The sequence below is a fragment of the Flavobacterium yafengii genome, assembly GCF_030010375.1.
Lineage (GTDB): Bacteria > Bacteroidota > Bacteroidia > Flavobacteriales > Flavobacteriaceae > Flavobacterium > Flavobacterium yafengii.
This window is the reverse complement of the sequence record NZ_JASCRY010000001.1, coordinates 948,548-960,442: the sequence shown is the minus strand read 5'-3', so window position 1 is coordinate 960,442 and position 11,895 is coordinate 948,548. Positions and strand designations below refer to the sequence as shown.

Below are 11,895 nucleotides of genomic sequence, written 5' to 3'. Positions count from 1 at the left end.
TTCTGTTTGTCTTTAAATCATTTTTTAGCTGAAGGCATTTCATATAATTCAGCCTTTTTATTGTTGATAGTAACCAACATGTATTTTTTACCTTTGAAATTGACAATGTCAAGATGTCTAACTGCTTTTTGAGTTAAATCAATTCCTGTTTGATTGCCTAAAAATATGGTTTTATCATTTTTGATTAATGCTCCTGAAAATCCATCAAATCTACTGTGATAAGGAGAAACTCCAAAGTAATTTCCTGCCGCAAAAACTTCCTCTTTCGCATCTGAATCAAAATTAGATTTCAGAAAACTTGTGATTGGTGCGACTTGCATTTTATTTGAAAAAGGTACAAAAGTAAACTTTCCTTTATCATTTCTTAAATAACCAGATTTCAAATTATGAACTTCAAACAATTTTCCTTTCTCCAGCATTTTTGGATCAAAAACTTCTTGAAGTGTTTTTCCTGCAAAGGATTTGTAACTGTTGAATTTCTTTTTTAGCATTCCGCTGAACTGTTCTGCTAATTCGTCGAGACCCATTGTGGTATAATACTGTCCTTTCTTTTCTATTGCCACAATCGTTTCAAAAGATCCGTTAGTATCAAAATCATCATAATACATCTTCATCGGAAAATCCTGTGAAGCTTTAAATTTAGAATTCATTCCCCAGTTTCCTACCAAATAATCTTCGTCACCATCATGATCTATATCAAAAGAAAGTACTGATTGCCATAATCCATTGCTTTTTTCTGGAAAAACCGTTGCTGTTACATCGGTAAATTTACCATTTTTATTAGCAAAAAAAGTAGGTTTCATCCATTCACCCACTACAATTAAATCTATTTTGCCGTCTTTGTTGAAATCAGTAAAAACAGCATCCGTAACCATTCCGATTTTCTCAAAAATTTTATTTTGAACAATAGTGAATACTCCTTTATTGTTGTTCAATAAATAGCAATCCGGCATACTTCCAAATCTATTATTGATTGAATTATTACCCACAAAAATATCTAAATCACCATCGTTATCATAATCAAAAGTCTTCACAACCGATGCATTTTGACCCAGCTTAGGCAAAACTGTATTTAGATACTGATTGTTTTTGTTTAGATACAAACGGTCTTGCAAATTAGATGCATTTTCACCGCCACCGGAAGCAACATACAAATCATTCGTTTTATCATTATTGAAATCGCCAATTACAACTGAAGCATCTTCAAAAATAGAATCTTTTTCGATTGCAGCAAATCCTTTTTTGACAAATCCATTTGGATTCTGAATATAAATTGATGCTTTTTTATCTTTAGAAGCTCCAAAGAAAATATCATCCTTTCCATCGCCATTCAAATCTCCAACTGCAGTTGCTGCACCACGATCAGTGCGCTGGTAAGGAATTAATTTTTGGGATAAAATATCAATAAAATCATTTTCCTGATGCATAAAGTCAATTCCCAAACCAGTTTCCACCTTTTTAAAAATTGGCAGAACAGCCGGATGCAATTTTTTATAATCAAAAGCTTTTCTACTCTGATTGGCTTTTATGGTAAGCGTTTGACACGTTTTAACATTCTTTACTGTTTGGTACGTTTTATCAGGCCAAATCACCACGAGTGAATCTATCTTAGTTGTTTTTCCATAACCAAAATGAATCATAGGTTCAGATGAAGACTGAAATCCTCTGGTAGTTTGCAGTTCCTTAAATTGTTTTTTTCCTTTGGAATAAGAAACCACTTTGGCTCCAATCCCAAAAGTATTTTTCCCGGTAAACCGCAGTTTTAATTTTAAATAGTTTGATTTGGTATCGGTTTTATTAATATAAACCGAAGCAATTGCATTGGTATTATTGGTAATTACATCTAAATCTCCATCGTTATCAATATCAGCATATCCACTACCATTTGAAATTATAGAATCATTTTCTATCCAATCACTTGAGCGGTTTTTAAACTGTAAATCTGCAGCACCTTGAAAAACATAATTCGTTACATTTCCCTTTGGCATTCGCTTCAAGGCTTGTTTATCCAATAACTTGGTCGTACTTATTTTACTTTTTATTTGATCATTTGAATAGTATTTCACGTAGTCTAAATCGTTAGGACGCTTCGGAATTCCGTTACTAACAAAAATATCCTGCTCTCCATCTTGATCATAATCCCCAAATAAAGTACTCCAACTCCAATCGGTAGCGGCAACGCCACTCAATAAAGCAGTTTCTGTAAAATGTCCTCCTGCTTGATTTAATTGTAACGTATTTCTGGAGTACTGATAATGATACCCTAGTTTTTCGGTTCTCATTTTTAACATTTGTACATTATCATCTCCTAATGAAGATTTCAAAACTTTCTCATCTTCAGGAAGCATGTCTAAGCTCAGGATATCCGGAAAACCATCATGATTAACATCTGCAACATCAACACCCATTGAAAATCGGCTGGTGTGACCAAAATATTGTTTCAAACTTTCCGTAAAAGTTCCATCTCCATTATTTAAATAGTAATAATCATCTTCGTGAAAATCATTTCCTACATAGATATCTGGATAACCATCTAAATTAAAATCAGAAACTGCTAATCCTAAACCATACCCATTGGCACCGCCAAAAATTCCTGCCTGCTCACTTACATCAATAAATTTTCCGTTATCATTGCGGAATAACTTATCCCCACACTCATAACTTCTTTTATTTCTAATATCGGCATTCCCAAAAGATGATTCAGAGTGAACGGCATGATTCAATAAATACATATCTAAATCTCCATCTAAATCATAATCAAAAAATGCTGCTGAAGAGCTGTAATTATCTAAATCTAATCCGTATTCTGCTGCACTTTCGGTAAATGTGTTGTCCTTATTATTGATAAATAATTCATTCTGACCTTCAAAACCATTAATCCCAACTACCGCACAAACATAAATATCAAGATATCCATCTCCGTTTACATCAGCCATAACGGTGCCTGCGTTCCAATCACTTTGACTTTCAACACCTGCTTTTGCTGAAATATCTTCAAATTTATTTTTCCCTTTATTTAAATACAGTTTGTTTTTTCCCTGATTGGAAGTAAAATAAATATCTACCAAACCATCATTATTGATGTCGCCTAGAGCAACACCACCACCGTTATAATAGTAGAGATAATCTAAAATGGAAATGTTTTCGGATTCTAACAATTGGTTATTGAACGTAATATTGCTTTCCTCTGAAGACAATTTCTCAAACAGTTGTCCCTCTTTTTTGGAACAACCAATAAACAGCAATGAAGCCAGTCCTATTCTGAAAAAATTATTCATGGCGTCTAAATATTTTAGGGGTATTATCATTTACAACAGCTATAATTGAAACCGTTTTATTTTTATCTTTTATTATTTTCACCTGTTTCACTTCGCCTTTTATGAAGAAACCTGATTGATTGTAAGGCATCCATGAAAAAGTTCCGTTTTTACTTCCTAAAAGTACGCTGCCATAATTTGCATCCAATCTGGAGAATTGTGGTTTGAATTCATATTGGTTTCCACCTAAAATTAAATCCAAAATTCCATCATTATTCACATCCATTGTAGTAATGGTGTTTACACAAGAAAACTGAACTTCTTTTGGAAGTGTTTTTATCTCAAACTTACCATTTCCTTTGTTGATTGCAATAACACTTTCTTGAATATTCACAGTCTTTTGAATCGAATTATCAACTACTTCTTTAGCAAATAATTCCTGGAATGTTTTTTTAGAATAATTCGCATAGCTCAAATTTTTCTTCTTAATCGAAGGAATTTGTTTAGCTAATTCTTGTTTTAGGCTTATTGGTAAATCCTTCCCGTCAATAGATCTGGTTGCTATTTGTTCAATAGTTCCGTTATTATCAAAATCATTGATAAACAATTTCATCGGATTTGTATTGGTCGCTTTGTAGTTCGTATTTGTTCCTTTATTACCCAGAATCAAATCTTTTTTACCGTCATTGTTCAAATCTACACAGCTAACTGCATTCCAAAAACCATGAAAATTCGTCAGATTCGATTTGAATTCCACCAACCTTCGTCCATTGTTTTTAAAAATCATAGGTGCAGTCCAATCACCTACCAAGATTAAATCTTTTTTGGAATCATTATCAATATCCTCCCAAACCGCATCGGTTATCATTCCAACCGAATTAATTTTGAATGCTTTTTTATCAGTTACGTTTGTAAAATTTCCTTTTCCGTCATTTTCCAATAACAAATGTTTAGGATCAATTCCATAAACTCCCGGAACACTTCGGCTTCCTATAAATACATCAATATCACCATCATTATCGAAATCATTCGGTGCTATTACCGAGACGTTGTTATTGGTTGTCGGCATATTTGTTTTGCTTTTTACAAAAACTCCTTTTCCGTTATTCAAATACAGACGGTTTTTATAATTAGCCTGATCCGATTTTTCATTTCCTCCAGAACCCACTAATAAATCAATATCTCCATCATTATCAGCATCAAAAAAACTGGCTGCAGTATCTTCAAAATCAGCATCTGTATCTAAGTCTTTTTGATCCGTAATTAAAAAATTACCATTCCCTTTATTTAAATATATTTTACCGGCTTGCCCTTTGGCTCCGCCAATAAAAACATCCTCATTTCCATCGCCATTTAAATCAGCAACTGCGAGTGAAGGTCCTTCTTGAGAAAGCATTTTAGATATTAAACCTTCATGATCAAAATCGACATAATTGTTTTCTTTGTGTGCTAAAAATTGATTTTTCTTTTCAGCAAACAATGGTTTTGGCTTGTCATTTTTAGGAACATAATCTACTTTGGCATTTGTAATGTTTAAATTTAAAGTACAATTATTGGCAATTTTTTTAATCGTCTGAAATTTACCATTTGGCCAAATTACCTGCAACGAATCAATTTTTTTGGTTCCAATACCAAAAGTCATTACATAATCAATAGACGATTGAAAACCTCTGGAAGGAATTAATTCTTGCCTAAGAATTTCTTTGCCCGAGAATAACTCAACAACACTCCCAACAGCAAATGTGTTTTGATTATTTCCTTTTAGTTTTACTTTAACATAGTGATTTTTTTTGTTCTTCTCTGAGTTATTTCGATAAACAAAAGATTCCATATTGACATTATTGACAATCAAATCTAAATCACCATCATTGTCTAAATCACCATAAGCGGCGCCATTAGAAAAACTAGGAGTGTCTAATCCCCATTTCACGGCTTCATTACTAAAGGTCAGATTTCTATTGTTCTTGAAGGCGTAATTTGGTATCGGCGTGCTTGGCATTTTACTGATAATAGTCTGAATTTCTTCTTTTTTACCTGTAACCACCATTTTTTGCATGAACTCATTGGCAAAAAAATCAACAAAATCTTGATTGGTTAAATCGTTATAAATTCCGTTACAAACATAAATGTCTTTGTAACCATCATTATCCATATCAAATAATAAAGCACCCCAACTCCAGTCGGTTTTAGCTACACCAGCATGATTTGCTATTTCAAGAAATTGATTGTCGCCGTTATTAATTTGCAACGTATTTTGCATATATTGGTTGTAGAAATCAAGATTTACTTTTCTAGTAAATAAATCATAGTTTTCAAAATTTGTGGTCGTTTTTAAGCGTTCGTCCGGTTCCGGTAACATATCAGTTACAAAAATATCGGCTTTCCCGTCATTGTTTACATCGGCCATATCAGCACCCATTGAAGATTGGCTGATGTGTGATGTCCATCCTTGAATTTGTTCGGTAAAGGTTCCGTTTTTATTGTTTATGTATAAATAATCTCTTTCATAAAAATCATTTGAAATATAAATATCCGGATACAAATCTCCATTTACATCACCTACCGTAACTCCTAAACCAAAGCCTATGAGACTACCGTAGATACCTGCTTTTTCACTTACATCAACAAATTTACCATTATCATTACGCAATAGTTTATCACCGCCTCCTTTTAGGATTTCGGCCACATCCCAATCTTTATCTCTTAAATCTCTTTTATTGGAATAATTAAGACTACTTACCGGAATAAAACTATTGTTTAGAATATAAACATCTAAATCACCATCTTTATCATAATCAAAAAAAGCAGCGTGTGTAGTAATACCTGTGTCAGCTAGATTGTATTCATCTGCTTTTTCAGTGAAAGTATTATTGCCATTATTAATAAAAAGTTCATTTTTCTGTTGATTCCCCAAGCTATTTCCTGCATTACATACATAAATATCGAGTAAACCATCGGCATTTAAATCAACCATTACAACACCGGTTGACCAGGTTTTGGTTCCTTCAACACCGGCTTTTTTAGAAATATCCTCAAATTTAAAGTTCCCTTTATTTAAGTAGAGTTTGTTGGTTCCGAGATTTGAAGTAAAATATACATCCGAAAGACCATCGTTGTTAATGTCACCAATAGCAACACCGCCACCATTATAAAAATTTCTGTATTTGAATATGTTCATGTCTGCTCCATTTTTTACTTCATTAAGAAAATTAATTCCTGTTTCTGAAGCATCTAATTTGGAGAATAAGGCGTCTTTATTTTCTGAATTTTCTTTGGAACAATTGGAAAAAAAGAGAATAATAAGTGGTAATAAGACAAAACGATTTGACATATTATATTGTAGAATTTAGTTAGGTAATCTCAATTGATTAGAATTGCCTAATTTATATAATATTGATAATAAAAAAGAATAAAATAGATATAAAATAAAGAGGGTAATAAATACCCTCTTTATAACTAACTCAAAAAATAATTAATTGTAAACATTTTTTTAGTAACCTGGATTTTGTTTCAAATTTGCATTGAATAAAGCATCCGCTGGAATTGGGAATAACACATATCTATTATCAGACACATAAGGTTTCAACTCTCTAGCTTCCAAGAATTTTCCAAAACGAATCATATCATTTCTTCTCCATCCTTCATACCATAATTCTTTACCTCTTTCTGTATAAATAGCATCTAAAGTAGTTGGAACTGTACCTACTACATTAGTTCTAGATACTAATTGGGCAAATTTTGTTAAGTCATTAACTCCAGTACCACCTCTTAGAATTGCTTCTGCTTTCATCAATAAAGCATCTGAATAACGCATCAATGCATAATCATTTTCAGGTGTGCCTAAATTATCCACATCCGGAATATATTTTTGACTTCTAATCCCTGCTGTTTCTAGTGTAGCTCCTCCAGTAATCAATGTCAAGGCTGCAGTAAACACTAAAGGATTACCTTTTCTATCTTTTAGATTTACAGTACCAGCTGGTATGTTAGTATATAATGCTCCACTCGCATCTTTATCTCTACCAAATTCATCACGGTTTTTACCATTTTTCATTTGGCCTACTTGAAATCCAACATTATTACCAAAAGCGTCAATAATATATTGATCTGAATTTTTAATACGTCTATCATTAGGATTAAACTTGTTGTAGTATTCAGCTACAGTTGCAAAACCATTCCAACCATCTGGCGTCTGTTGGTAATGCATACCCATTCTCCATCTTGATTGAATACCTCCACCTTGACCACCTCTAATGTTTTTAGAAGAGAAAAGAATTTCCGGAGAAGTATTATTTGTTGGTTTGAAATTATCCCAATAATCAGTTGCTAAAGAGCTATTAATTGCATCTACATGAGTTACAACTTTAGTCATATCAGCAGGATCAAAAGTATAAGGTCCTGCAGCATCAGCAGCATTAAAAACCCCTTTGTTCAAGTATAATTTAGCCAATAAAAAGTGAGCTGCATCAACATTAACAATACTAGCATCGCCAGCAACACGAGCTGGTAAGCTTCCAATAATTGCTTCAAGTTCGCTAATAACAAAAGCTGTAGCTTCTTGTCTTGTCCAAACTTTAGGATCTGCTTCCAGAGAGCTACCAGCTTCTCTGTAAGGTGCCTGACCATATAAATCAATTACATTATAATAGTAAAACGCTCTCAAGAAACGAGCTTGAGATATTTGCGTAGCAGTACCATTTTCTATAACCAAGTTACAATTGTATACTTGTGACAATAATGAGTTCCAAGCATTTCTAATCTCAATATTATCTGGTGCCCAAGTATGAGTATGTAATTGTCTCCATTTAGCATTATCATCCCAGTCACCACCTCTTGTAGGCCCAACTAATGCATCTGTAGACATTTCATCTAAGGCAAACATTTTGTCTTGATCTTGAAAACCTCTTAATCCTTCATAAGCACTAACCAATAATGAGGCAGAATTAACTGTTGAACCTCCTGTACTGCTAATGACTACACCATCTAATACTTCCTCATCTAGATTAGTACAACTTACTCCTAGAATAATAGTACTAGTAAACAAGATGCTTTTTATAATATTTATTCTTTTCATTGTTTTTTTAATTAAAATGTTACGTTAAGTCCAACTGATACACTTTTATCTCTAGGATAAGATAAATACTCCATCCCTGCCGAAGGCACTCCGTTTAATGATTTATCAGTATCTACCTCTGGGTCAGATCCTGAATAACTAGTAATAATGAATAAATTAGATGCATTTACAAAGAAACGAGCTGATTTAATTCTAAATCTTTCTAAAGAATTTACAGTATAACCAAACGTTAGATTACCCATTCTCAAGAAATCTCCTTTTTCTAAATACTTAGTAGATGGAGAGTTCGGATCTCCTTGTGCTTGAGGAGAATTTGCAGCTTCTAAAGTTGTATTTCTACCCCCTAGGAAAGCTCCTTTAAAGAAATAAGCATTTGTTGTATTATTATATATGTAGTGACCAAATGCACCATAGAAAGAAGCACTTGCATCAAATCCTTTGTAAGCTACATTAGTAGTAAAACCAACATTGATTTTCGGCAAAGGTTGTTTGTCTAATAATTTTTTAGCTGCAGTTCCTAAACCAGTATCATTTCCTGCTGCATCAGCATAAATAGAATTTCCTGAAGCGTCATATCCTCTCCATTCATATAAAAAATAAGTATACGCAGGTTGATTGTTTGTAATTACTTGTGCATAAGCATCAGATAGTCCTTGACCATTTAAACCTCCTGTGGCAATAAAACCGGCAAAGTTCTTCACTTCATTGCTTAAGAAAGAAGCATTCCCAGAAACATCCCAAGTTAAATCCTCAGTGTCAATTACTTTATAGTTCAAAGATACCTCAACACCTTTATTGATTAAGTTTCCTGGTAAATTTTTAAAACGTGGAGATGGTGGTCCAGGCTGAGTTGCAGCTGCGGGTACAGGGAAAATTAAATCCTTAGTATCTCTTTGGAAATAATCTAATGAACCTGTTAATCTATTATTGATCAATTCAAAATCTGCTCCTACACCATATGATTTTGTAGTTTCCCATTTCAAATCAGCGTTAGAGTTTGTATCAACATTTAAATTACCATTGTTACCATAAGAAGCTCTAGCAATTGCAGAGTTTGGTGCAAATTCCTGGTTTCCTGTGATACCGTAATTACCTCTAATTTTAAAATCATTTAGCAATCCTTCTTTACCTTCAACCACTTTATAAGCTAAACCTACAGATGGGAAATAATCGTATTTGTTGTTAATACCTAATTTTGTTGATCCATCAGATCTCAATGTAGCTGTAAGAATCAATTTTTTATACAAAGTAGCATTTATTCTACCAAAATAAGACTGTAATTCCACTCTATTTCTATATGAAGACACTCTATACTCATTTTGAAGACCTCCTTCAATGTTATCAATCAAATTAGTTTGGTTAACATCGTAACCCTTACCACTTGCAAAATTTCCATCGGCAGTATAGTCATAATAAGAATACCCAACTAATGCATCTAAATTGAAGTTGTCACCAAAATCATTATTATAATTCAACGTATGTTCAAACGTTTTATTAAATTTATTTTGATTGTTGATAAAAGCTGTACCGAATTTAACTTCGGTTGAACCTGGAACGGTTGCTTGAAATGCTGCTCCTGAAATTTCCATAGTTGGCAACAACTGACTTTTTCTGCTAGAAGTAGAACTTTCGATACCAAATAAGAATTGGTATTTCAATTTACTATTGATTTTCCAAGTAGTATTGATACTTCCCAATAATTTATTAGTATTCGTATAATCCGTATATGAATTTAATAATTGTACTGGATTTAAATAATCATCTCCAACTACATTGTATGAGCCATTAGCATTGTAAATTGGCAAAGTAGGATTCCAATACAAAGCAGTACCAATTACGTTACCAATAAAACCTGCATTATTTGACAAAAGAGTCGCTTGATCTTTCAAAGAAGCATAAATAATTCTTGACTCTACTTTTACAGCTCCTCCAAAAAAGTCATTCGAGTTATAAAATGATGCGTTGTATTTGTCTAAACCAGTGTTTTTAACAATTCCATCTGTATTAGATGCTCCAAAAGATATTCTTGTATTTGAATTTTCTGTAGTCTTGCTAAAAGATAGATCATGATTCATAGAGAATCCACTTCTTAAAACTGCATCTTTCCAATTGTATGATCTAGACCCTTTATCATCTCCACCAGCTGCTGCAAATTGATCCCCAGACATTACATCCAGTTTACCTGATAATTTACTAAATTGAAATGACGTACTGTACGCTAACTGCGGCTCTTTAGATTTACCTTTTTTAGTTGTAATAACAATAACTCCATTAGCTCCACGAGAACCGTAAATAGCAGTAGACGAAGCATCTTTCAACACAGACATACTTTCGATATCATTTTGATTGATAAAGTTTAATGGATTTCTTGCAGATGAAGTTCCTAATAAATCAGCTCCTCCACCAGAAACATTTCCTCCGTCCAAAGGCACACCATCGACAACGATTAATGGTCCGTTTCCAGAACGAATAGATGAGTTACCACGAACTCTAATAGCAACACCAGCACCTGGCTCTCCACTAGATTGTGTAACTTGAACACCCGCAACTTTACCTCTCAATAATTGAGCTGGCGAAGGAGAAGATACATTGTCAAAATCTTTTGCTCCAATTTGATCAACTGCACCGGTTGCATCTTTCTTTCTAACTGAACCGTAGCCTATAACTACAACTTCTTTTAATTCAGCTGAATCTTCTTTTAACACTACATTAACTGTGCTTTTTCCTGCTACATTTAGCTCTTGAGTTTTAAGACCAATGTAACTAAAAACTAAAACTGCGTTTGAGCCAACATTTTTGATAGTAAATTTTCCATCGAAATCAGTTTGAGCTCCATTTGTTGTTCCTTTAACTAAGATAGAAGCCCCTGGAAGCGGACCGCTAGCATCAGATACAGTTCCAGACACATCTTGTGAATATGTCAAACTTGTACATAGCATCGTTAGAAACACCATCAAGCCTTTAATTAGACTATTTTTCATACGTAATAAATAAGTTGGTTAATAATTTGTTTTAATGGTTTGTTTTAAATATTAGGTTCAAACATAATTATAATTTTATGATAATATTAAGATTTTATTAAACTATAACGTTTTCGTTATGCCGAAAACGTTTTCGATTTTAAAATTAATACTTTAAAAAATTAATAGTAAAATTATAATAAACACAAAAAAAAGGCACTAAAAAAACAATTCTTATATTATTTTCACTTTTACCTCGAAAAATCATTGCATTTTAATCAAAAAAAGAGCCTAATAAGAAAGAACATTGCGAATTATTCAAAGTAATATCATTTTTTGCTCTAAATCAACAATCTGGATTTGACTAAATAAATATACCTCAAAACATTTGGCTAAAAAAACCACATCTGCTTTATTTCCCATTTCATAACGCTAAAAAAATAGTAATGTAACAAAAACACATTAACGTAAAAATTTAGATACACTAACACTATATTTTGGACAAAAAGACCTCAATACATTTTGAATTAAATTTATTTAATAAACTCATCCAGTATTTCAGAACCTTCTTTGATAATAATCCAAAAAAAAACCACAAATACAA

The 11,895-nt window shown here is 32.8% G+C and carries 4 protein-coding genes; all 4 read right to left on the bottom strand.

The annotated features are described in order from the left end of the window. Nucleotides 1-17 precede the first annotated feature (17 nt). Entirely contained in the window at nucleotides 18-3,278 is a 3,261-nt protein-coding gene (locus QLS97_RS04180; protein ID WP_282714386.1) for a VCBS repeat-containing protein, read from the bottom strand. Continuing rightward, a complete protein-coding gene (locus QLS97_RS04175) occupies nucleotides 3,271-6,588 on the bottom strand; it encodes a VCBS repeat-containing protein (RefSeq protein WP_282714385.1) in 3,318 nt (1,105 codons plus the stop codon). The genes QLS97_RS04180 and QLS97_RS04175 overlap by 8 nt, the downstream gene beginning before the upstream one ends. A gap of 159 nt (nucleotides 6,589-6,747) precedes the next feature. Further along, complete coding sequence (locus tag QLS97_RS04170; protein WP_282714384.1) at nucleotides 6,748-8,331, bottom strand: RagB/SusD family nutrient uptake outer membrane protein; 1,584 nt, start codon at nucleotides 8,329-8,331, stop codon at nucleotides 6,748-6,750. An 11-nt stretch (nucleotides 8,332-8,342) separates the two neighbouring features. Next, nucleotides 8,343-11,312, bottom strand: a complete 2,970-nt coding sequence (locus QLS97_RS04165; protein WP_282714383.1) for a SusC/RagA family TonB-linked outer membrane protein — start codon at nucleotides 11,310-11,312, stop codon at nucleotides 8,343-8,345. Nucleotides 11,313-11,895 lie beyond the last annotated feature (583 nt).

Excerpts from the sequence above, each read along its gene's own strand:
- QLS97_RS04180 (WP_282714386.1), bottom strand. The coding sequence starts at position 3,278 with ATGAATAATTTTTTCAGAATAGGACTGGCTTCATTGCTGTTTATTGGT.
- QLS97_RS04175 (WP_282714385.1), bottom strand. The coding sequence starts at position 6,588 with ATGTCAAATCGTTTTGTCTTATTACCACTTATTATTCTCTTTTTTTCC.
- QLS97_RS04170 (WP_282714384.1), bottom strand. The coding sequence starts at position 8,331 with ATGAAAAGAATAAATATTATAAAAAGCATCTTGTTTACTAGTACTATT.
- QLS97_RS04165 (WP_282714383.1), bottom strand. The coding sequence starts at position 11,312 with ATGAAAAATAGTCTAATTAAAGGCTTGATGGTGTTTCTAACGATGCTA.